Origin of the sequence: Anderseniella sp. Alg231-50 (assembly GCF_900149695.1) — a bacterium.
GTDB lineage: Bacteria > Pseudomonadota > Alphaproteobacteria > Rhizobiales > Aestuariivirgaceae > Anderseniella.
In genome coordinates this window covers 228,063-251,416 of the sequence record NZ_LT703007.1, presented here as the reverse complement: position 1 = coordinate 251,416, position 23,354 = coordinate 228,063, and the positions used below count along the sequence as shown (strand labels likewise).

The following is a 23,354-nucleotide window of genomic DNA, read 5'->3' as shown; positions in this document are numbered from 1 at the left end:
ATAACATGAACTGAAATGCGGGAGTGGCCGGTTGCAGTCACTCTCATGGCATTTTAACCGGAAATGGTACATCGGCTATGAAGTCAGCTGACATGAAAATACATCAGTTCTTTGTTGCCGTGGTGGCGATGGCCGTGATCATTGCCGGGTCAAACTATCTTGTGCAGTTTCCGGTGCACGCGACCATTGGTGCCGTGCAACTGGCCGACCTTCTGACCTATGCCGCGTTTACGTTTCCGGTGGCATTCCTGGTGACGGACCTGACCAACCGGCTGTTCGGCGCCGCGGCGGCCCGCAAGGTGGTATTTGCAGGTTTTGCCATCGCAGTACTGGTTTCGATCATTCTGGCCAGCCCGCGCATTGCCATCGCATCCGGCTCGGCGTTCCTGATTTCCCAGCTGATGGACGTATCGATATTTGACAAGCTGCGGTCGGGCCAATGGTGGCGGGCGCCGTTGATTTCTTCCATGGTCGGCGCAGTCGTCGACACCTTCATCTTCTTCTCATTCGCTTTTGCAGCCAGTTTTTCCTTTCTGGGAGCAGGTCTCGACTTTGCCGTGCAGCCTGCGCCATTGCTTGGTGTGCTTGCCGTTGAGGCGCCACGCTGGGTGTCCTGGGCATTGGGCGATCTGATGGTCAAGGTAACGATGGCGCTGGTGTTGCTGGCACCTTATGGCCTGCTGTGGCGCCGTCTCGATCGAGTGGTCGGCAAGACCTCGGTTGCCTGAGATTCTGCCATTCCACTGCGACTGTTTCGCCGGCTGTTAATCTTTCATTAACCATAAGGGCGCAGGCTTTGTCATCAGACTGACAGGGACCGGCTTGGCAATTTCTATTGCATCTCGCGTGTGGCGCAAAAACTGCTGCAGGGGGTGCGGGGAAGGAGACGGTAATGTCTTTAAGAGTTTACGCCTTGATTGCTGCTGCGCTCGCCATTTTTGCCTGGGCCACAGCGCCCGCGCGAGCCAATGCTGGCATCCGTTACTGCGCCGAACACAACCAGATCACCGACAAGCTGTCGGCAAAGTACAATGAACAACGCTCAGGGATGGGGCTTGTCGGATCGTCCGGCATGGTGGAGTTGTTCACATCGGAAACCGGTACCTGGACCATTGTGGTTACTCAGGTTGATGGCACGGCCTGCATTGTTGCAGCCGGCAATTCCTGGGCTGAATACAGCCGCAGACCGAAGCTTTCCGGGCTCTGATCCAGCGGTTTCCACTATTGATGCCTGCCGTGCATGGCGCGTTTCAGACTATGGCCAGGCTGGCAATGAACGACAAACCGGCAAGCATGCCGAGTAACAGGATCACTTTGATGTCGTAAGTCATGGCGCTAATCTCCTTTTGTCGGAGTTGTTATTATTGGCGCCACTGTTCCACATGATCACAGAACCGTGAGTGAATGCCTTGTTCACCCACGGTTCATGTTGAGGTGAAGGAGAACTACGCTCTCAGGCGGACATTCTCCGGATCCCAGGCCGGTTGCTCGATGATCCTGGCAGGCTGCATTTCATCGAACATCATGATCTCGAAGTCCTTGGCCATGTCGGCCTTTTTCGGATCCAGGTACGCAAAGGTCAGTGATTTTTTCACCGCATGACCATAGGCACCGCCGGTGGTCAGGCCAACAATCTCACCGTTCTGATAGATCGGTTCATTGCCGGCACAGTCTGCATCGGTTGTTTCAACCTCCATGTAGACAAGCTGGATACGCGGGCCGCGCTGTTTCGATGCCTGTGTAGCCGCTTTGCCGATGAACTCCTTGTCCAGACGGCAGAAGCGTTCCATGTCGCCCTCGATCAGGGTGACTTCCTGGGTCAGCTCGGTTCCCCAACCGCGATAGGCCTTCTCCATGCGAAGCGAGTTCATGGCATAGGCGCCGAAGAGTCGCATTCCCAATGGTTCACCGGTTGCCATCAAGGCGTCGAAGATTGCCGGCAGGCCATCCATCGGGGCATGTATTTCCCAACCCAGTTCACCCACATAATTGACCCGCATCAGACGGACATCCTTGATACCGGCAACCTCGGTGATAGTACCGCGCAGCCAGCGCAGTCCGTCATTGGACAGGTCCTGCGGCGTATGCGGCTGCAGAATATCCCGCGACAACGGACCGGCCAGCGCCAGGACGCCAAAATCATCCGTTACGTCCGTAATTGTAACGACTTCGTCCTTGCTGCGGCGCCAGCGCAACGCATCCATGTCATGCAACTGGGCAACGGCGGCTGACAGGACATAAAAGTGCTCTTCGCCGAGGCGGGTGACGGTGATCTCGCTCTCGATACGCCCGCCTTCCTTGACCAGGTGGCCCAGCATGATGCCGCCGACCTTCTTGGGGATGCGATTGGCGCATATGCGCTCCAGGAAGCTTTCTGCGTCCTTGCCTTTCACGTCGAACTTGGCAAATGTCGTGAGGTCCATGAGACCGGCGGTTTCGCGCACCGCCTTGCACTCTTCAGCCACCACATCAAACCAGTTGGAGCGGCGGAAGGAATAGTCTTCGCTCTTGCCGTCGGTGGAGAACCAGCGTGCGCGCTCCCAGCCGAACACAGCCTGGAACTGGGCACCGCGGTCCTTCAGGCGGTCATACAGGGACGATGTGCGCAATGGCCGTTTGTTCATGTGCTGCTCGCCGTGGCGATAGCAGTAATACATGTGCTGATAGTCAACGATGGACAGCTCGGTCGCATAGTCCTTGTCGGCCCAGTTGCCGAACCGGCGTGGATCGAATTCAGCCATGTTGATGTCGGTTGCGCCATGCACCATCCATTGTGCCAGGTACTTGCCCGCGCCTGCGCCCTGGCAGACACCGATGGAAGCGCCGGTTGCCATCCAGTAGTTTGCCGGCCCGGGTGCCGGACCAAGCAGGAAGTTGGCGTCCGGGGTGTGGGTGATGGCGCCGGAGATAACCGACTTGATGCCGGCATTGGCAAAGATCGGCATGCGCTCGGTGGCCTTTTCCAGCCACGGCATCAACCGGTCCAGTTCCGGTGTGATCAGTTCGTTCTCAAAGTCCCATGTCGGTGGCTTGCCGTCCCAGCACACATGTGCGCCTTCGGTTTCATAAGGACCAACCAGAACACCGTTTGTTTCTTCACGCAGGTAGGAATGGGAGTAGGGATCGCGAACCACCGGCAGTTCGTCTTTCAGGTCGATCAGCTCCTGAACCGGTTCGGTGATGAGGTAATGGTGCAGCATGTTGCAGATCGGCACATTATGTCCGGTCCATGCGCCCACCACGTCGGCATAGGAGCCGGCCGCATTGACCACGTGTTCGCACACAATACTGCCCTTGTCGGTGATGACTTTCCATTCGCCGGTGGGCAGCAGTTCAATGTTCTCAACCATGGTGCGGCGATAGATTTCCGCGCCACCCTGGCGCGCGCCTGCTGCCATGGAGTTGGTGACATCCGCCGGTGCCACATGGCCGTCGGTTACGGTGACATAGGCCATCTTGACCCCGAAGGTCTCGAGATAGGGATGGTACTTCTTGATTTCGTCAGGTCCGATCAGGGCAGCTTCATAGCCGATGAGCTTGGAAACGCCGTAGACCTGCTTGAACCATTCGACTTCCGCGTCGGTGATGGCAAGACGCAGGCCGCCGCAGCCGTGCCAGGACACCGCTTCCCCGGTCTCTTCCTCCAGCCTGGGATAGACCAGTGTGCCTTCGTGATGGATCTTGGCCAGGTTAAGTGAGCCGGTGAAATGCGGGCACTGGCCCGCTGCATGCCAGGTAGAGCCCGACGTCAGCTCGCCCTTTTCAACCAGTACCACATCGCTCCAGCCTTCTTTTACCAGAGAATACAACAGGCCGACGCCCATTACACCGCCGCCAACGATGACAACCCGCGCAGTCGATTTCATGCTCTATGTCCTTCAAGGGAAAAAATACTGACCCATTAGACACCGTATTCAACTGTATCGGCAAGAAGCGACACATCGTGGCTCTGACAAATATTCCTCTCTGGTCGGAGCAAGGTGAAGGCGCCTCACCATCAGATGAAGCGGCTTCACGCATGCAGAGTGTTATTTCACGGTTACGGTGATCTTTTCGGACATGACCGGCGGATTGTGCGGAATGTGGCTCCAGTCGCCCAGGACCAGTTGCAGGGTGTGTGTGCCTGCCGGCAGGTCCAGTGTCTTTTCTGTCTGGCCGCCGCCGAAATGCACATGCTGGTCGTCGGCAGGAATGGGTTCGTTCAGTTCCTCACCTTCAATGGTTTCATTGATAATCAGGTGATGATGGCCGGTATGTTCCTTTTCAGTACCGGCCGGCGCGACACCCATGCCCTTGAGGCCGAACTGGATGGTTACGGGGTTGGTCAGGGTGTCTCCGTCATTGACATTGATGAAGTAGACACCGGCACCTTCAGGAGCAGGGGTTTCGCCGGCAAGGGCTGCACCGGACAATGCAATTGTGGCGGCAAGGCTTGCGATTGAGATGAGTTTGTTCATAGTTTCTCTCCATAGGTTAGGTCAGTACGCCGTTGCGGTACTGCGGGATAAACACCGCAAGGCCCCGGTTTATTCGATCATGAAGCAAATTATGGGATCTCGGCGTAGTGCGCGATGAACTGGAACAGCATCTGTCCGCCTTGTGGAGGTTCGCCCTCGTGCTGACCCGCGATGCGGAACGCGCGCGGGATCTGGTGCAGGCGACATGTGTCCGCGCGCTGGAAAAGGCCGCCATGTACCATCCCGACACCAGGCTGGACCGCTGGTTGATGACCATGATGATGAATGTGTGGCGCAATGAACTCAGGGCGGCGCGGGTGCGCACGGGAAGTGGTACGGTTGAGGCGGAAAACGTGTTGAGTTTTGACGGGGCCGGCCATGTGGAAACGAATATTTTCGCATCCCAGGTGTTAACTGCAGTAGCAGAGCTTCCAGAGGCCCAGCGTGAAACGGTTCTGCTGGTCTATCTCGAAGGATGGACATATGCAGAAGCGGCTCAGGCGCTGGATGTGCCAATCGGCACTGTTATGAGCAGGTTGGCTGCGGCACGGGCTAAATTGGCTGGTATGAATCCGCAAAACGATGCGGTCAGGAAATCGAAATGAAGATCACGCCCGAAACACTCACAGCATATCTTGATGGTGAACTGGACGAACACCAGGCGAAGGAAGTGCGTGAGCGCAGCCTCGCCGATGCACAGCTGGCCTCTGAACTGGCGGAGTTGCAGATCGATCGTGACCGTATGTCAAAAGACTATCTGGCGCTCGGGGCAGGCGCGCCGGTTGATGAACTGCGATCTGCCCTGGCAATGGATGCAGAACCCGCCAATGATGTGAAAACCGGTGCTGGCAACAGGAGACTGCTGGTAGCTGCAGCGTGCGCGGCGTGTCTGGCGATAGGTGTGCTGGTGGGATCAGGCTCAGGTAACTTGACTACCGCGGACAAGTCATGGCGTGAAGCAGTGGCTGAGTATCAGGTGCTTTACTCGGCAGAAACGCTGAAGTGGAACGCAATTGCGCCTGCCGAAGTGGACAAGACGCTGGAACACTTGTCCGGCCGTATCGGCGTAACGCTCACCCGGCAGGCGTTGAAAGTTCCCATAGCCGATTTCAGGCGTGGGCAGATGCTCAGGTTCGGTTCGCGTCCGCTGGTGCAACTGGCCTATCTGCATGACGGCGTCACACCGGTTGCCTTTTGCATCACGCAGGATGGGGCGCCAGATGCAGATCTGGCGACGGAGGTCAGGGAAGGTCTGCCCATCGTCCACTGGGCCAGAAACGGCACCAGCTACATGGTCATAGGTGATGTTCCGAACGAGCAACTGGTTGGCATGGCGCAGGCATTGCGCGGCCAGTTGTAGGTATTTTCCGTTCAACCCATTTGCTGCAGTACGAAGTACAGTGCCCCAGCCAGCACGGCGGTTGCCGGTACCGTGATGAGCCATGCCGCGACAATTGTCATGAAGTGTGATCTGCGCACCAGTTTGCGGTAGACGATTTCGTCTTCGCTGCGCTCATCGGCCTGGACCTGTGTGAACCTGGTATTGCCTGCCTTTCGGGCCAGATAGGTGCGCCGGCGTTTGGAATGCGTTGTGTAATATTCGCGCAGGAAACCAACACCGAACACCCCGCCCACGGCAATGTGGGTGGAACTGACAGGCAGACCCAGTCCGGAGGCAATCAACACTGTAATGGCCGCAGAAAGCGCCACACAGAATGCCCGCATCGGATTCATCTTGGTGATCTGTTCGCCGACCATTCTGATGAGTTTGGGACCATACAGAAACAGACCAAGGCTGATGCCGAAGGCGCCGATCATCATGACCCACAAGGGGATACCGACCTTGGCGTCCACCGAACCGGACTGGATGGTGTGCAGGATGGCGGCAAGCGGGCCGACCGCGTTTGCGACATCGTTGGCGCCATGGGCGAAAGACAACAGCATGGCGGAAAAGATCAATGGAATATGAAACAGTTTTCGCAGAGATTGATTGCGGTTTTCCATGCCCTGCGACTGAGTGCGGATGATCGGACGCAGTACCAGAACGGAAGCACCGAACACCGCCAGGCCCAGCATGGCGATGACCGAAAGGTCAGGTTTCCACACTTTTTTGAGGCCTTTCATGACCAGGTAACAGGTAAACGCTGCGAGCATGATGGAGACCAGCACCGGAACCCATTTGCGCGCTGCGGCAATCTTGTCATCCTGGTAGATGATGTTCGACTTGATGAACCACAAGAACAGCGCGGCGATGCCGCCGCCCAGAAGCGGTGAGATCACCCAGCTTGCCGCAATGGCGCCCATCACTCCCCAGTTCACCACGCTGAAACCGGCAGCGGCAATGCCGGCGCCCATCACACCGCCTACAACCGAATGGGTGGTAGACACCGGCGCGCCGAGCCAGGTTGCCAGGTTGACCCACATGGCGCACGACAGCAGTGCAGCCATCATGGCCCACACGAAGGTGTTTGCATCGGCCACCTGTTTGGGGTCGACAATGCCCTTTGAGATGGTTGAAACAACATCGCCGCCGGCGATAATGGCGCCTGCGCTTTCAAAAACAGCCGCAATCACCAGCGCGGCCATCAAGGACATGGCCTTGGAGCCCACGGCAGGGCCGACATTGTTGGCCACGTCATTTGCGCCGATGTTAAGCGCCATGTAACCACCGATGATGGCGGCTGCAACGATCAGCGCGCTGTTCGGATTTTCACCGGAATAAGCGGCGGCCAGCAACCCGGCACAGGCCAGAAACACAATCGCCAGGCCAGGTGCCAGAAGCTGCATGGACAGCGCTCTGGTGGCGGTTTCCATACTGGAGAGTTTTGACAGATCCTTGTCGAGCGAAGTCTTGCGCAACTGGGGCGCATCTGGTTGGACGTCGTCACTCATCTTTATGGCCGTTCCGCTGGTTTATGACAGTTTTGTGACTATCAAATGCAACGTGGCGGCACCATCATTGTGAAAAAGTTATGCCCGCCAATATTTGGCCGGGCTAGGTGGGCAAGCCGTCGGTTTTCAGTTTGATCAGCACATCTTTCAAACCGTCTTCGTCCACTCGTTCGGCAGCCTTGTCTATGGACAACCACTTGACCTTGCGCTCTCCCAGTTCCGGAAACTTCTTGGCCTGTTTAGGATTTATCATCAGGTAGACATCCATGCGCACCGGAATTCCAACCCCCGGCTCAAGTTCCTTTGATGCCGTGTAGGATGCATAAAGATCGCGGTTTACCGGTCCGGTCAGGCCAGCTTCTTCCCAGGCTTCCTGCGCCGCAACCTCGACATGGCTGAGGTCTGTTTCCGGCCACCCCTTGGGGATGATCCACCTGCCGCCGCCGCGGGACGTGATCAGGCAGACCTCCAGTGATCCGTTGCCTTTGCGGCATGGCAGGGCACCGATTTGCAGGGCTGAGTTACGGGCAGAAAACATCTGCGCCGCCCCGGAAAGCCAGTCTCTGATCGATTTGTACTCCACTGGCCACTGTCGCCCTTCGCGTCCAATACAGGTGCGGTGATGATATAGGAACATGGTGATTCGTGCCTTGTCGCGGGCGTCGCCTGCGGCTGAGCAGTCTTCACATTGCTGATATGATCTCAAAGACCATTGGCGTAACAGTATCATGAAGCTACGGTGCAAATATGAACCTGCGCCCGAATATCAAGACAATGCACTCCGTATGTCCGCATGACTGTCCATCGACCTGTGCCCTGGAGGTCGAGGTCTTGGACGCCTACACCATTGGCCGGGTGCGCGGTGCCAGGGACAACCCCTACACCGCCGGGGTGATCTGCGAAAAGGTCGGCCGCTATGCCGAGCGTATCCATCATCCGGACAGGTTGCTGCATCCGCTGAAGCGCAAGGGCGCGCGCGGGTCAGGTAACTGGCAGCAATTGTCGTGGGAAGACGCACTTGACGAAGTCGCAGCAGCAATGCTGGCCGCAGAAGAAAAACACGGGGCCGAAGCCGTGTGGCCATACTACTTTGCCGGCACCATGGGGCTGGTCATGCGCGATGGAATGCATCGCCTGCGTCACGTAAAAAAATACTCCGGCATGTACGATACCATCTGCACGTCGCTGCCGATCGCAGGCTATACGGCGGGCACCGGCAGTCTCAGCGGCACCAGTTCCAGCGAGATAGCCAAGTCCGACCTGGTTGTTTTGTGGGGCACCAACCCGGTCAACACCCAGGTCAATGTCATGACCCATGCCGCTGCGGCCAGAAAGTCCCGGGGTGCGAAAATCGCCGTGGTTGACGTTTATGAAACCGGCTCTCTCAAGAAAGCCGATATCGGCCTCGTGATCCGCCCTGGCACCGATGGTGCGCTGGCGTGCGCTGTCATGCATGTCGCCTTCCGAGATGGCTACGCCGATCGCGCCTATATGGAAAAATACACCGACGATCCGGCGGGACTTGAGACACACCTGAAAGACAAGACACCGCAATGGGCCGCATCTGTCACGGGATTGAGTGTCGAAGAGATCGAGAATTTTGCAGCAGTTGTGGGCCGCACCAGCGCAACCTATTTCCGCCTCGGTTATGGTTTTGCCAGATCGCGCAACGGCTCGGCAAACATGCATGCGGTCACCAGTATTGCAGCGGTGATGGGGCATTGGCAGCATGAAGGCGGTGGCGCGCTGCATTCGAATTCCGGTATCTACAAATGGAACAAGATGATGATCGAGGGCCTTGATGCCTTCGACCCTGCGGTCCGTATGCTGGATCAGTGCCGCATAGGTGCTGTCCTCAACAATGACCCTTATGATTTGCAGGGTGGCCCGCCCGTCACTGTCCTGTTCACGCAAAACACCAATCCGATCACGGTTGCGCCGGATCAGAACGCGGTGAAACAGGGCTTTGCCAGAGATGATCTGTTTGTCTGTGTACACGAGCAGTTCATGACCGAAACGGCTGAGTTGGCGGACATCGTGCTGCCGGCCACCATGTTCCTGGAACACGACGACGTTTATCAGGGCAGCGGACATCAGTTCATTCAGGTCGGCGCGAAACTGATTGATGCTCCGGGCGAATGCCGCAGCAACCATCAGGTAATTTGTGACTTGGCTGGCAGGGTGGGCGCCGAGCATCCCGGATTCGCGATGAGTGAACGTGAGCTGATTGACTGGACGCTTGAAAATTCCGGCCGGATGCGTATCGACGATCTTCAAGCGGCCAGGTGGTGCGATGTTCAACCCGATTTTGAAACCGCTCACTTTCTCAACGGTTTCGGCCATCCCGACGGCAGGTTCCGGTTTAAACCCGAATGGCAGGATGTACGGCACAAGGCCCATGTCAGTTCAAAAGGCCCGGTTGGACAGATGCCCGGATTCCCGGATCACTGGGAAGTCATCATGGCGGCAGATGAAGTCCATCCGTTCCGGCTGGCCACCAGTCCTGCACGGACTTTTTTAAACACCACGTTCAACGAAACGCCCGGTTCGGTTAAGCGCGAAGGCCGGCCGGAACTGCTGATGCATCCCGCCGACATGGATGCAAGTGGATTTTCTGATGGCCAGAAGGTCAAAATCGGTAATGAACTGGGTGTCGTGATCCTGCATGTGCGTACGCACGACAAGGTAAAGCGCGGTGTCGTGGTATCTGAGGGCATCTGGCCGAACCGCAGTTTTGAAGGCGGTTGCGGCATTAACACCCTGGTCGGTGCCGATCAGCCTGCGCCGGTTGGCGGCGGTGCCTTTCACGACAATCATGTCTGGATCAGGCCAGCCTGAACGCGAAAGTTCAGGCAGAATGTCATCTCTGTCTGCCAAGCCCTTGAAAAGAATCGTTTCCTGATTTCGAGAATCACGGCATCTTTCGGCCATGATTTTTGTACGTACACGTTCTCCTGTGTTGGAGCTGGTCTGCATAGCAGGTCTGATTGCCGTTGCAACGCTGGCTCCGCTGGCTGTTCTGGCCTCTGCACTGACCTGACATCCGGATCAAGGCAATTCTTGAAACCGCTTTGTTCCTGAAAGTGTCCGGTTTTGCTTATGCCAGGTCGGGATAGAATTCCGCCATCATGCGCTGATTGTACTCCACCAGGTTTTTGTGTGATTGCGCATGTGCCAGGACCTCACTGTCAAACACCGGGCACAAGCTGCCCGCCACGAAGCTGAATACCGCAGCATCTGCCCCGCATGTGCGAGAGCCCATCAGGTATTTGTTGTCGCCCATCACATCTGACAATGATGTCAGCATGCGCCCTGCCAGTCGGCAGATTTCGGCACGAGAATGCCTTCCGGTTCCCTGTCCCCAGAGGTTGCGCTTGACCTGTTTTCGGATCATCCCGACCAAGACACCCCGCACAGGCGCAGGAATGGTGTCAAAGAACATCCGAGGTCCACGGTCGAAATTCTCATCTATCGCCCAGCGTTCGTGCATGACCGCAAAGTACAGGCTTTCCTCCAGCATCTTCTCAACCGACCATGCGATACCGCGATCACGTGCCGAAAGACCCTTGTCAAAGTCGATGCCATGTTTGTCTTCCAGGTGAAACCGGATAAAGGTCGTATCCGGAATGACCGTGTCGCCATCAACCAGGACCGGCATCTTGCCCTTCGGTGCTTTTCGCACATCTCCGACTTCCGTGGAGTGTTCGAGGCCAGCCAGCTTCAGCAGCATTTCACCTTTCATGGCGAACGGGCTGGGGTCCGGCAATCCGAATGCCGTGCCAAACATTTGTAATTTCAACATAATACACTCCATGAAGGCGTTGAACAAACATCAATGTTCTTATTATGTTCCGACATTTCTGTCGCCAGTTCAAGTGGGCGTACCGCAGGTAACACTATCGTGTAGGAAAAGGTCTCGATATCAAGACAGGTGCTCGCTAACCGGTTGCCAGAATGGACAGGCTGGCGGCATCGTCGTCAGCAAATACTGTCTGCCCGTTCTCCAGCCGGATGCGGCCTTCAGCCAGCGCGCCCAGCACTGCCGGATAAATGAGATGTTCCACCGGTAACACCCGCGCTGCCAGCGTGTCCGCGTCATCATCCAGCCCGATTTTGACTACGCCTTGTGCGATGATCGCACCGGCATCCAGCTCCGCAGAGATGAAATGTACCGAGCATCCATGCACGCGCACGCCGGCCTGCAGTGCTTGTTCATGGGTATCCAGACCTTTGAACAAGGGTAGCAGGGAAGGGTGGATGTTGATCATGCTGCCTTCCCATTTGGCGATAAAATCGCCTGTCATGATGCGCATGAAACCGGCACACACAACCAGTTCGGCCCCATTGGCGAGCAAAGCTTCATGTATGGCTGCGTCCAGTGCGTCTCGCGTGCCCAGTGCCTTGTGATCGAGGGCAACAGCTTCGATACCGGCATTTCTGGCGATCTGCAGACCCGGTGCATCGGGCCGGTTTGAAATCACACAGGCAATCTCGTAGGCGCAGTCATCACGCCGGGCCGCATCAACAAGCGAAGCCATGTTCGAGCCACGCCCTGAAATCAGTATGCCAACCCGTTTGCGGCTCATGTCAGCTGTTGTCTCCCAACGACAATGCGCCGGCAAATTTCACTCTCGCCTGCCGGCCCGTGCGGTTTGCAATCTCGCCCAGCCGCACAACCTGTTCGCCGGCTTCGGCAAGGGTCAGCATAACATCATCGGCCTTGGCTGCGCTGACCACGACAATCATGCCGATACCGCAATTGAAGGTGCGCAGCATTTCTTTCTGCGCTATACCGCCGTTTTTTGCGAGCCACCCGAACACCGGCGGCGAACCGACGCTTGCCAGGTCGATATGAGCTGCACAATCGTCCGGCAGCACACGCGGAATGTTCTCCGTGAAGCCGCCGCCGGTTATATGCGCAAGCGCCTTTATGCCGGTGTGTGCCTTCAGGGCAGTCAACACAGGTTTCACATAAATCCGGGTTGGGGCAAGCAACGCCTCGCCGAGCGTGCGCGAACTGTCGAACGGCGCTGCATTCTTGTAGTTCGCGCCGCTCACCTCGACAATCTTGCGGATCAGTGAATAGCCGTTTGAATGGGGACCCGATGATGCCAGGCCAAGGATCACGTCTCCGGCTCCGACGCCCTTCTTCGGCAGTATCTTGCGCCGTTCTACCGCGCCGACGGCAAACCCCGCCAGGTCGTAATCGGCGCCATGATACATGCCTGGCATTTCAGCTGTTTCACCGCCAATGAGCGCGCAGCCTGCCTGGCGGCAGCCTTCCGCAATGCCCGCAACGACATCGCGGGCGATACCGACATCGAGTTTCCCGGTTGCGTAGTAGTCGAGGAAGAACAGGGGCTCTGCACCCTGCACAATGAGGTCGTTGACCGACATGGCCACCAGGTCGATGCCGACGCCGGAGTGAATGCCGCTTTCAATCGCGACCCGCAACTTCGTGCCGACGCCGTCATTGGCTGCGACCAGGACCGGGTCTTTGAACCCGCATGCCTTCAGGTCGAAAAGTCCGCCAAAACCGCCGAGCGACGGACTTGAGCCCTTGCGCTTCGTGGAAGCCGCCAATGGCTTGATGGCGTCCACCAGTGAATTTCCCGCCTCAATGCTGACCCCTGCATCGCTGTAGGTCAGTCCGTTGTGCTCATTTGTCATGTTTGTGCCTGCACACTACGCTTGAATTTTCCGTCTGCCACTGCCATTGACTGTTGTGCCGGTTGACACTGGCATGAAGGCCACCCTTATTGGGTGATTGAACGGGATGGTTGCAAGGAAAATCGCCGGGTAATGAAGTCATTTATCCACGACGTGCTGAACAGGTGCGACAGCTCGAGGGCCACGATTGCCGCAGATGGGCCGGCCAACTTGACCGGTCGCCTCAAGCGCACGTGCCGGCAGACCGCCGCTGCCATGCGCTTCGCAGTTGTCTGCGCGTTGCTGATCGGGTTCGCAAGCCTTGTTGCTGCATCACCGTCGTTTGCCCGGGAAAACCCGTTGTACACGATAACCGGCGTAGAGGTGGACGTACGGGCAGAAACCGCAGCCGAGGCCAAAAAACAGGCCATTACTGAGGCAAACGTGAAAGCATTCGCCCTGTTTGCGCAGCGCGTCGGTGGTAATGCACTTGCGGGCAAACTCTCGGGCATCCCGTCCAAACGCATTGACGCGATGCTAGACAGTCTGTCGATTGAGGAAGAGCGTACCGGACCGCAGCGCTATATCGGCAAACTTACAGTGCGCTTCCTGCCCGGTGAAATGCGCAAGATAATGGCTGAACTGGGGGTCAGTTACAGCGAGAAGCTGGCCGGCAGGACGGTCATTATACCGGTCTGGCGCACCCCGGAAAGTTTGATGTTGTGGGAAGACAACCCGTGGCGGACGGCCTGGCTGTCACTGCGGGCGGAGAACTCGCCTGTTCCCCTGATTGTACCGCTGGGCGATCTGGCCGACACCGATACCCTGACCGCCGAACTTGCCGCCGGCCGCGATGAGGCGTCGCTGGAGGCGATCAGATTGCGGTATGAAGCGGATACGATCCTGGTCGCGGAAGCCTCGGCCGTCGGCGAGGATACGGTCCAGGCGACCATGGTCGGCGCCAGCGCGGTGGGAAGGCTGGAATTTGACAAGGCTTATGTCGCGGAGAACGGCGGCGGTATCGCAGAAGCTGCAAGAATTGCGGCTTTGCGCTTCCATCAGGTCATGCTGTTGCGCTGGAAGAAGAAGAACGAAACAGGCCCCGTAACCCAGAGTCTGCCTGTCGCGACGCTTCCGATCGCCGTTGCCTTTTATTCGACCGAAGAGTGGTCGGCATTGCGCGCAAGGATATTGTCGACACCGGGGGTCTCAGGCGTCGATATTTCGACCATTTCACAAGGCGGCGCCATCGTGCAGTTGTCTTACGTGACGGGGTTTGAACAATTGCGCCAGTCGCTTTGGTCGGCTGGCCTTGCATTGCAGAACGTAGGTGGGACATGGGTGTTGCAGGCAAGTTGATGCTCAGGTGCGGTTTGCCGGTGCATCGGCAATGACGCTTCCCAATTTCATCACAATCGGGCGTTTGTTCCTGGTGCCGGTTATCGTGTGGCTGCTGTATCAGTCGCTTTACCCGGCCGCGTTCTTCGTTTTCGTCCTGGCCGGCATCTCGGACGCCGTGGACGGTTTTCTGGCCAAGCAGTTTGACCTGGCGTCCGAACTCGGCGCCTATCTGGATCCTATCGCTGACAAGGCGTTGCTGGTGACCATCTACGTCGTACTCGGTATATTCGAGCACCTGCCGACCTGGATCGTGATTATCGTAGTCAGCCGGGACGTGGCGATTGTCGGTGCCGTAATCCTGTCCTGGCTGATGGACAGGCCGGTCAAGATGGAACCGAACATGGTGTCAAAAGCCAATACGGTAATGCAGATCCTGCTGGTGATAGCCTTGCTTGCCGCGTTAGCGTTTTCTTCAGTGAACTCAACCATGGTAATGGCAGGAGCATCGCTTACGGCAGCTCTGACCTTGGCCTCTCTTGCTGTTTATTTGCGTGACTGGCTACAACATATGGCGAAAGCGGGTGCTAGAGATCATTCTGCTGATTCTGCCGATGAGGGGTGAAAGCCATGACTGTCCAGCGTCAGGTCTCTGTATGGCTGATCGTGCTCGGCGCGTTCATTGCCTTCATGTGGTTGTTTGCCGACATCATGCTTCCGTTCATTGCAGGCATTGTGCTGGCCTATTTTCTCGATCCCGTAGCGGATGCCCTTGAACGCCTGAAACTGCCGCGTCTGGCGGCAACCCTGGTTATTGTCCTGACCAGTATTTTTGTGCTCGTGCTGGTTCTGCTGCTGGTTGTACCGCTCATCGGAGACCAGATTGGTAAATTCGCCGAGCGCTTGCCATCCAATGTCTCGACCCTTGTAACGTTGTTCAATGATCTGGCGCCGGTCTGGCTGAAGGAAGCGCTTGCCAAAACAAGTTCAACCCTGCCGGCATCGGGGTCGGATATTGCTGCCAAGGCTGCGGTGTGGATAGCCAGTCTCCTGCAGTCCATTCTTACAGGTGGCCTGGCGCTGTTCAATCTCATGTCGCTGCTGATCATCACGCCGCTTGTCACTTTCTACATGCTGAACGACTGGGACCGCATGGTTGAGCGGATCGACGGCTGGGTGCCGCGCGATCATGTTGATACCGTGCGTGGTGTTGCCCGCGACATAAATGCGGCCATGGCCGGGTTCATTCGCGGGCAGGGCACCGTCTGCATGCTGCTTGGAATATTCTATGCCGTGGCGCTGATTTCCGCTGGCTTGAATTTCGGCTTATTGATCGGCCTCACAGCGGGTTTGTTGTCCTTCATTCCGTTTGTCGGTGCTGCTATTGGCGGTATTCTCGCCATAGCCACGGCGCTGGTGCAGTTCTGGCCGGACTGGGTGCAGATCCTCATCATTGCCGGCATCTTCGGGTTTGGCCAGTTTATCGAGGGTAACTTCCTGTCGCCGAAACTGGTTGGCCAGTCCATCGGCGTGCATCCGGTCTGGCTGATGTTTGCCTTGCTGGCGTTCGGTTACCTGTTCGGATTCGCCGGTATATTGCTGGCAGTGCCGCTTGCAGCCGCCATTGGTGTGTTGTCCCGGTTTTTCCTGAACAAGTACCTCGGCTCGAAACTGTATCTGGGGGTCAGGAAACGTCGCCAGCCGGCACCCCCCAAAGGCGGTTGAACGCCGTGTCCGCAAGACCTGCACATCAACTCACGCTCGACCTGCCGCACCGGGTGGCGACAGGGCGTGATGACTTCCTGGTTTCAGGCGCCAATGAGGCTGCCGTGGCGGCTGTGGATGCATGGCCCGATTGGCCGTCACCAGTGCTCATTCTGGTGGGCGCGGAAGGGTCCGGCAAAAGCCATCTGTGCGATGTGTGGTGTACCCGTGCTGACGCCGGCGTGGTTCAGGCCAGTGCATTGGAAATGTCCGGTGTGGCCGACCTGATGCGCGCCGGTGCGGTTGCCGTGGAAGATGCACCGGGTGACGGGTTCGACGAAGTTGCCTTGTTTCACCTGATCAATCTGGCACGCGAAACGTCCGGTAGCATATTGATCACGTCTTGCGATTACCCGTCGCATTGGAATGTTGCATTGCCTGATCTCGTTTCACGCCTCAAGGCGGCACAGGTGGCAAGCCTGGGTGATCCTGATGATGAATTGTTGCGCGGACTGCTGGTGAAACAATTTGCAGACCGGCAGTTGCATGTCGACGAAGCCGCTATCAGTTATATGGTATTGCGGATGGAACGCTCGTTTGCGGCGGCCCGGTCGCTGGTGGCGAAAATCGACGCACGGGCATTGGCGGATCGCGCTGAAATCACCCGCAACCTGGTTGCCCGTGTAATGCAGGACGATGCCGGGCAGGACACGTTCGATGACGACTGAACCTGATTAATACTCTTTGCGCAGCGTCATTGGGGTCGCTGTCATAGATGTGTTATGTTTTTCTATCAGATAGGTGATCGTCTGCAATTTTTGCGGTTCTGATCAGCCCGCGGAACCAGGAAACATGAATCTCGAGAGCAAGGAATCCAAGGAACTGGCGACTGCCAACCCGACAACCGGCGGTCCTGTAGCCAGTCCGGATTTGATCAATTCACCCAAGCGGTTTTTCAATCGCGAACTGTCGTGGCTGGGGTTCAATTACCGTGTGCTCATGGAAGCACGAAACACCGCCCATCCGCTTTTCGAACGGCTTCGGTTCCTGTCCATATCCGGCAATAACCTGGATGAATTCTACATGGTCCGCGTCGCCGGGCTCGCCGCCCAGATACGCGAGCATGTCACCGGTTTGTCGCAAGATGGCCTGACACCGGCCGATCAGTTGTCCAGCGTGCGCGCGGAGGCGGCCGAACTGATGGGCGAGCAGGACGAGCGCTGGCATGCCCTGCGTGATGAGCTGCAGCAAAACCGGGTTGAACTCATCAATACCGATCAACTGACCCGGCAGGACCGGGCCTGGCTTGATGAGCGGTTCCATGAACAGGTGTTGCTGGTGCTGACGCCGATCGCCATCGATCCTGCGCATCCGTTTCCGTTCCTGCCCAACCGTGGCCTGATGATTGCACTGCAGCTCATGCGCAAGTCGGATGGCGAGACGATGAAGGCACTGGTGCAGGTGCCGCAGCAGCTGGAGCGGTTTACCCGTCTGCCGAATGGCGAAACGGATGACGGATTGTCGGTTGCGCGCTTCATCATGATCGAAGACATGATCACCCATTTTGCGCCGCGGCTGTTCCCCGGATATCAATTGCAGGGCAGGGGTATATTCCGCATCCTGCGCGACAGTGACATCGAGGTGGAAGAAGAGGCCGAGGACCTGGTTCGCTATTTTGAACGAGCCCTGAAACGCCGCCGCCGGGGCAGCGTGGTGCGCCTTGAAGTCGATACCGGTTGTCCGGAAAACCTCAGAACCTTCATTGCCCGCGAACTCAACGCGGAGGCCGATGCCATTGTCATGTGCGACGGGGTTGTCGGCTATGCCGATACCTCCCAGCTCATTATCGACGATATGCCGGAACACAAGTTTCCGCCTTACAATCCGCGGTTCCCGGAGCGCATCCGCGACCATGGTGGCGACTGTTTTGCCGCTATCCGGCAAAAGGACATTATTGTTCATCACCCGTATGAGTCGTTTGATGCTGTCGTGCAGTTTATCCGTCAGGCGGCTCGCGACCCTGATGTCGTGGCCATCAAGCAAACCCTGTACCGCACGTCCAACCAGAGCCCGATTGTCGAAGCGATGGTCATGGCGGCGGAGGCGGGAAAATCCGTCATGGCGGTGGTCGAGCTGAAAGCCCGATTCGACGAGGAAAAGAACATTCAATGGGCGCGCAACCTGGAGCGTGCCGGTGTCCAGGTGGTGTTCGGCTTTGTTGAACTTAAGACCCACGCCAAGACGTCAATGGTCGTTCGCCGCGAAGGCGGTCACCTGAGAACCTACGTCCACTACGGAACCGGCAATTATCACCCGGTTACCGCGCGCATTTACACCGACATGTCGTTCTTTACCTGCGACCCGGCCCTGTGCCGAGATGCGGCGCGGCTGTTCAACTATGTTTCCAGCTATGCAGAGCCGACCGAACTGGAACGTATTGCCTTGTCGCCATTGACGCTGAGCAAGCGCCTGCTGTCGCATATCGAAGAAGAGATCGTTCACGCCAAGGCCGGCAGGCCGGCAGCCATCTGGGCAAAAATGAATTCGCTGGTCGATCCGGAAATCATCGATGCGCTGTATCGCGCCAGTAATGCCGGTGTTCAGATCGAACTGGTCATCCGCGGGATCTGCTGCCTGCGGCCGGGCGTGCCCAAGTTGTCGGAGAACATCCGCGTTAAATCCATCATTGGCCGCTTTCTGGAACATTCCCGCATTGTCTGTTTCGGCAATGGCGAAGGCCTGCCAAGCAAGAAGGCACGCATTTACATTTCATCGGCAGACTGGATGCCGCGCAACCTGCACCGCCGCGTGGAAACCCTGGTGCCGGTGGATACGCCGACAGTCCATGAACAGGTGCTTGACCAGATCATGGTCGCCAACCTGAGGGATAACCAGCAAAGCTGGCAACTGATGCCTGACGGCAGCTCGCAGCGCATCGCAGCGGGTCCGGACGAAGAGCCATTTAACGCTCATGACTACTTTATGAACAACCCATCGCTATCCGGACGCGGAAGTTCTTTGAAAGATAGCCTTCCACCTGCTATTGCCGGTCGTTAAAGGCAATGCGCGGTCAGGGGGTGATTCTGATCTGCACTTCAGTAGCGGGACAGGTCTGAGTGAACCCGGCCAAGAGACTCGACAGGATTTCCGGTGCACCCCCGGTAGCGGTGGTGGATATCGGCTCGAACTCCGTGCGTATGGTCGTGTATGACGGCCTCAGGCGCGCGCCGTCGCCCATGTTCAATGAAAAGGTATTGTGCGCACTTGGCCGCGGCGTGGCTGAAACCGGCGCGCTTGATGATGACGCCTCGGAACGCGCCCTGAACGCCATACGGCGATTTCGCGCCCTGTGCAGTCAGATGAATGTCAGTGAAATCTTTTCCGTGGCAACCGCTGCCGTGCGCGACGCATCCAACGGCCGGGATTTCATAACAAAAGCCAAAAAGCTCCTGGGCGTCGATATCGGTGTTCTGACCGGGCGCCAGGAAGCCGCCTTTGCGGCAAAGGGCGTGTTGTCGGGCATACCCGATGCCGATGGCGTTGTTGGCGACCTGGGCGGCGGCAGCCTGGAACTTGTTGATGTGTCGATGGGCAAGCTGCGCGATGGCATAACCCTGCCTCTGGGCCCGTTGCGGATTCTGGGTGAAACCGGCACCGACATCGATGCGGCCAAGCAATACATCGATGCGCAGCTTGATCGGGCGAAACTGCTGCAAAACCTGAAGGGGCGAACCTTTTATGGCGTTGGCGGCGCCTGGCGTAACCTTGCCCGTCTGCACATGGCCCAGATCCACTATCCGTTGATCATTGTTCAGGGCTACACAATGGATCATTCAACTGCCCTGTCGCTGGCTGATTTTGTGTCACGCCTGTCTCCGGACACGCTCAAGGGTATTGACGCTGTGTCCAAGAGCCGGTCGGAAACACTGCCGCTGGCGGCACTGGTGCTGGAGCGCCTGCTGGCGCGCACGCAACCAAAAGACATGGTGACGTCGATCTACGGTGTTCGTGAGGGCCTGTTGTTCGGCAAGCTCAAAAAGCGTGTCCGCGATTCCGACCCGTTGCTAAACGCCAGTTGGGACTTTGCAAAACGTTATGCACGATCGCCCAATCACGAACTGGAACTGTGCGCATGGACCAACAACCTGTTTGCCGATGCCAAGCAGGCCGAGACGGAAGAAGAGCGCCGCCTGCGTCACGCGGCCTGCATGCTGGCTGACATTTCCTGGCGGGCAAACCCTGATTACCGGTCGGGACGCGCGCTGACCATCATCTCGCAAGCGGCAATTGTGGGCGTCGATCATCCCGGCCGGCTGTTCCTGGCACTGGCCGTCTTTTTCCGCTACCAGGGCATCAATGCCAAACATGCACCGCGCGAATTCGTCGACCTGATTCCGGAAGACTGGCTGGAGCGCGCGCGCATACTGGCCGGCGCCATGCGCCTTGCATATGTGCTGACCGGTGCCATGACCGGCCTTCTGCCCAAGATAAAACTGTTCATTGACGGCAAGAAACTGGTCTTGGACATGCCGAAGAAGCTGTCGGACCTTTACGGTGAATCAGTTGCAAAGAAGCTGAACCAGCTGGCCGGCGCCATGGGGCTGGAACCGGAAATCCGCCGCGGATAGCAGGTGATTACGCCTTGCGGCGATTTGGCCCTGCGACAGTATCCGCCAGTGTGCTGGTCAGTGCGGAAGCCTATCTTGAAACCATAGGCATTCCAATCGAACCCGGAACATGACAGATGTTTGATGGCTTCTCTGCCGAATTGCTTGCGCGCTTTCAATTCGCGTTTACGGTCTCTTTTCATATCGTGTTTCCGGCGTTCTCCATTGGCCTGGCGAACTACCTCGCGGTGCTCAACGCATTGTGGTTGAAAACCGGCGACGAGACCTATCTGACCCTGTTTGAGTACTGGAAAAAGATATTCGCGGTGGCCTTTGGCATGGGCGTCGTGTCGGGCATCGTCATGTCCTACCAGTTCGGCACAAACTGGAGCGTGTTTTCCGACAAGACCGGACCCATTCTCGGGCCTCTGATGGCCTATGAGGTCTTGAGCGCGTTTTTCCTGGAGGCTGGTTTCCTCGGCATCATGCTGTTCGGGCGCAAACGCGTCGGCGACAAGCTGCACATGTTTGCCACAGCCGTCGTCGCAGCAGGCACCTTGATGTCGGCTACCTGGATCCTGTCGGTCAACTCATGGATGCAGACACCGGTCGGATACTCGATCAACGAAGCAGGGCAGTTTGTGCCGGAGGATTGGTGGGCGATTGTCTTCAACCCGTCCTTTCCCTATCGGCTGGTGCATATGGTGCTGGCTGCGTTTCTCACCACGGCCCTGGTTGTCGGTGCGGTTGGCGGTTGGCATCTGCTGAAGGACAGAAAGCACAAACCGGCCCGCGTGATGTTTTCCATGGCCATGTGGATGGCGGCCATCGTAACGCCGGTCCAGATATTCGCCGGCGACCTGCACGGGCTCAACACGCTTGAACATCAACCGGTCAAGGTCATGGCCATGGAAGGCCATTTCGACAGTTATCCGGACGGCGCGCCGCTGATCCTGTTCGGGATACCGAACCAGGCGGAAAAACGCGTCGACTACGCCATCGAAATTCCGAAACTGTCGAGCCTGATCCTGAAGCATGACCTGAACGCGCCACTGGCGGGCCTGGACACAGTTGACGATAAAGACGAACCGCCGGTTGCCATCGTGTTCTGGAGTTTTCGCATCATGGTCGGCCTGGGCTTCGCCATGCTTGGCCTCGGCATCTGGAGCCTGTGGGCGCGCTGGCGCAATGTGCTCTATCGCGACAGTTGGTTGCACATGGCTGCCATTGCCATGGGGCCTGCCGGGTTTGTCGCGGTGCTGGCCGGATGGGTGACAACGGAAGTCGGCCGCCAGCCGTTCACCGTCTACGGCTTGCTGAGGACAAGTGACTCGCTTGCTCCCATAGCGGCACCGGCCGTCGCCACATCGCTGGTCGCCTTCATCATTGTGTACTTCTTCGTGTTCGGGGCAGGCGTGTTCTACATTCTCCGGATGATGAGCAAACCCCCGGGCAGTGGCGGAGCAGAACTCAAACTGGGTCCCTTGCGCAGCGCAGGCATCACGCCTGTTGCGCAGGCGGCAGGACAGGAGGGCACGGGCAATGGAATTTGATCTTCCTCATATCTGGGCCGCCATCATCGCGTTTGCCGTTCTTATGTATGTGGTGCTGGACGGTTTTGATCTCGGCGTCGGCATGCTGTTCGTGGTCGAACATGAAAAGCATGATCGCGATATCATGATGAATTCGGTGGCCCCTGTCTGGGACGGCAACGAAACCTGGCTCGTGATGGGCGGCGGCGGCTTGTTTGCGGTGTTTCCGCTGGCATATGCGACTGTTCTTCCGGCGCTTTATATGCCGTTGATCATCATGCTGTTGGCACTGGTGTTCCGCGGGGTTGCGTTCGAGTATCGCTGGCGCACGGCACGCGGCCAGTTTCTGTGGAACTGGGGCTTTTGGGGCGGTTCGTTTGTTGCGGCCTTCACGCAAGGTGTCGCACTGGGGGCTCTCGTGCAGGGCATCTCCGTTACCGACCGTGCTTACTCCGGTGGCTGGTGGGACTGGCTGACCCCGTTTTCCGTGTTGACGGGTGTCGCGGTGGTGTTTGGCTACACACTGCTTGGGGCCACCTGGCTGATTTACAAGACAGAAGGCGGCTTGCAGGAGAGAATGCGGTCAAGGGCCCGGGGACTGGCTGTCATAACGCTTGGCTTCATTGGCGTTGTCAGCGCCATAACCCCGTTTCTGGACCCGGTTTATGCTGATCGCTGGTTCGCCTGGCCGACCGCGATTTTCTCCGCGATTGTGCCTTTGTTGCTCGCTGCATCGGCATGGAAGCTGTACACCGGTCTGCGGGACAAACACGACGCCACGCCGTTTCTGGCGTCTCTGGTGTTGTTTATTCTGAGCTTTGCCGGCATCGGCATCAGCTTTTATCCGCACATCGTGCCGCCGAGCCTGACGATTGCCGAAGCGGCCGCTCCCGATTCAAGCCTGGCCTTCACCCTCGTGGGTGCCGCTTTGCTGTTGCCGCTGATCCTCGCCTATACGGCTTATTCATATTGGGTATTTCGCGGCAAGATCGATCCGGACGAGGGCTACCACTGATGGCGTCTTCTGCCGGCAAACTGATGTGGTTCGTCGCTTACTGGCTGGCCGGTGTGGCCGTCGTCGGCAGCATCGCTTATCTGATCAAGCTTGTGCTTGTCTAGATCCGTATGGCGTTTGACTGAATCAATCAAAAGCCATAAAGCTGATTGTTTATAAG

The 23,354-nt window shown here is 57.5% G+C and carries 20 protein-coding genes; 13 read left to right on the top strand and 7 right to left on the bottom strand.

Annotation, left to right across the window (positions count from 1 at the left end; all coding sequences use genetic code 11):
• Positions 1-92 precede the first annotated feature (92 nt).
• Together DHN55_RS21165 and DHN55_RS21160 are read left to right on the top strand one after the other, a co-directional pair.
• A complete protein-coding gene (locus DHN55_RS21165; protein ID WP_108883536.1) occupies positions 93-728 on the top strand; it encodes a VUT family protein in 636 nt (211 codons plus the stop codon).
• A gap of 164 nt (positions 729-892) precedes the next feature.
• The gene (locus tag DHN55_RS21160; protein ID WP_337660636.1) at positions 893-1,207 is read left to right on the top strand and encodes a hypothetical protein; all 315 of its coding nucleotides are present in this window, start codon (positions 893-895) and stop codon (positions 1,205-1,207) included.
• Positions 1,208-1,445: 238 nt separating this feature from the next.
• On the opposite strand, the gene DHN55_RS21155 is transcribed toward DHN55_RS21160, so the two are convergent.
• Together DHN55_RS21155 and DHN55_RS21150 are read right to left on the bottom strand one after the other, a co-directional pair.
• A complete protein-coding gene (locus tag DHN55_RS21155) occupies positions 1,446-3,866 on the bottom strand; it encodes an FAD-dependent oxidoreductase (protein WP_108883534.1) in 2,421 nt (806 codons plus the stop codon).
• A gap of 162 nt (positions 3,867-4,028) precedes the next feature.
• Positions 4,029-4,457, bottom strand: a complete 429-nt coding sequence (locus DHN55_RS21150; RefSeq protein WP_108883533.1) for a DUF4399 domain-containing protein — start codon at positions 4,455-4,457, stop codon at positions 4,029-4,031.
• 107 nt (positions 4,458-4,564) lie between these two features.
• Between DHN55_RS21150 and DHN55_RS21145 the strand changes: the two genes are divergently transcribed.
• Positions 4,565-5,062 (top strand): RNA polymerase sigma factor, encoded by a 498-nt coding sequence (locus DHN55_RS21145; RefSeq protein WP_337660635.1) that lies wholly within the window; start codon positions 4,565-4,567, stop codon positions 5,060-5,062.
• Positions 5,059-5,817 carry a hypothetical protein gene (locus tag DHN55_RS21140; RefSeq protein WP_108883532.1) on the top strand — a complete coding sequence of 253 codons (759 nt, stop codon included), beginning with the start codon at positions 5,059-5,061 and terminating at the stop codon, positions 5,815-5,817. Before DHN55_RS21145 ends, DHN55_RS21140 begins: the two co-directional genes overlap by 4 nt.
• Before the next feature lie 11 nt (positions 5,818-5,828).
• Here DHN55_RS21140 and DHN55_RS21135 read toward each other — a convergent pair whose 3' ends face one another.
• Positions 5,829-7,349, bottom strand: coding sequence for an inorganic phosphate transporter (locus DHN55_RS21135; RefSeq protein WP_108883531.1), 1,521 nt, complete (start codon positions 7,347-7,349; stop codon positions 5,829-5,831).
• A 103-nt stretch (positions 7,350-7,452) separates the two neighbouring features.
• The gene (locus DHN55_RS21130) at positions 7,453-7,887 is read right to left on the bottom strand and encodes an NUDIX hydrolase (RefSeq protein ID WP_337660634.1); all 435 of its coding nucleotides are present in this window, start codon (positions 7,885-7,887) and stop codon (positions 7,453-7,455) included.
• Between the two features lie 209 nt (positions 7,888-8,096).
• On the opposite strand from DHN55_RS21130, the gene DHN55_RS21125 reads away from it, so the two are divergent.
• On the top strand, positions 8,097-10,187 hold the full coding sequence (locus DHN55_RS21125; protein ID WP_108883529.1) for a molybdopterin-dependent oxidoreductase: 2,091 nt from the start codon (positions 8,097-8,099) through the stop codon (positions 10,185-10,187).
• Between the two features lie 259 nt (positions 10,188-10,446).
• Here the strand turns inward: DHN55_RS21125 and DHN55_RS21120 are convergent, their stop codons facing one another.
• From DHN55_RS21120 to purM, 3 genes are all read right to left on the bottom strand, one after another.
• Positions 10,447-11,151 (bottom strand): glutathione S-transferase C-terminal domain-containing protein, encoded by a 705-nt coding sequence (locus DHN55_RS21120; protein ID WP_108883528.1) that lies wholly within the window; start codon positions 11,149-11,151, stop codon positions 10,447-10,449.
• A gap of 136 nt (positions 11,152-11,287) precedes the next feature.
• On the bottom strand, positions 11,288-11,935 hold the full coding sequence (gene purN, locus DHN55_RS21115; protein ID WP_108883527.1) for a phosphoribosylglycinamide formyltransferase: 648 nt from the start codon (positions 11,933-11,935) through the stop codon (positions 11,288-11,290).
• A gap of 1 nt (position 11,936) precedes the next feature.
• Positions 11,937-13,019, bottom strand: a complete 1,083-nt coding sequence (gene purM, locus DHN55_RS21110) for a phosphoribosylformylglycinamidine cyclo-ligase (protein ID WP_108883526.1) — start codon at positions 13,017-13,019, stop codon at positions 11,937-11,939.
• A 132-nt stretch (positions 13,020-13,151) separates the two neighbouring features.
• Between purM and DHN55_RS21105 the strand changes: the two genes are divergently transcribed.
• From DHN55_RS21105 to cydB, 8 genes are all read left to right on the top strand, one after another.
• Complete coding sequence (locus tag DHN55_RS21105) at positions 13,152-14,357, top strand: DUF2066 domain-containing protein (protein ID WP_108883525.1); 1,206 nt, start codon at positions 13,152-13,154, stop codon at positions 14,355-14,357.
• 31 nt (positions 14,358-14,388) lie between these two features.
• The gene (locus DHN55_RS21100; RefSeq protein WP_108883651.1) at positions 14,389-14,961 is read left to right on the top strand and encodes a CDP-alcohol phosphatidyltransferase family protein; all 573 of its coding nucleotides are present in this window, start codon (positions 14,389-14,391) and stop codon (positions 14,959-14,961) included.
• Positions 14,962-14,966: 5 nt separating this feature from the next.
• A complete protein-coding gene (locus DHN55_RS21095; protein WP_108883524.1) occupies positions 14,967-16,061 on the top strand; it encodes an AI-2E family transporter in 1,095 nt (364 codons plus the stop codon).
• 5 nt (positions 16,062-16,066) lie between these two features.
• Positions 16,067-16,768, top strand: a complete 702-nt coding sequence (locus DHN55_RS21090) for a DnaA/Hda family protein (RefSeq protein WP_108883650.1) — start codon at positions 16,067-16,069, stop codon at positions 16,766-16,768.
• A gap of 124 nt (positions 16,769-16,892) precedes the next feature.
• Positions 16,893-19,097, top strand: coding sequence for an RNA degradosome polyphosphate kinase (locus tag DHN55_RS21085; RefSeq protein ID WP_108883523.1), 2,205 nt, complete (start codon positions 16,893-16,895; stop codon positions 19,095-19,097).
• Between the two features lie 59 nt (positions 19,098-19,156).
• Positions 19,157-20,668, top strand: a complete 1,512-nt coding sequence (locus DHN55_RS21080) for a Ppx/GppA phosphatase family protein (protein WP_108883522.1) — start codon at positions 19,157-19,159, stop codon at positions 20,666-20,668.
• Positions 20,669-20,784: 116 nt separating this feature from the next.
• Complete coding sequence (locus DHN55_RS21075; RefSeq protein WP_108883521.1) at positions 20,785-22,200, top strand: cytochrome ubiquinol oxidase subunit I; 1,416 nt, start codon at positions 20,785-20,787, stop codon at positions 22,198-22,200.
• A complete protein-coding gene (gene cydB, locus DHN55_RS21070) occupies positions 22,190-23,194 on the top strand; it encodes a cytochrome d ubiquinol oxidase subunit II (protein WP_108883520.1) in 1,005 nt (334 codons plus the stop codon). The genes DHN55_RS21075 and cydB overlap by 11 nt, the downstream gene beginning before the upstream one ends.
• The last annotated feature ends 160 nt before the right edge of the window (positions 23,195-23,354 follow it).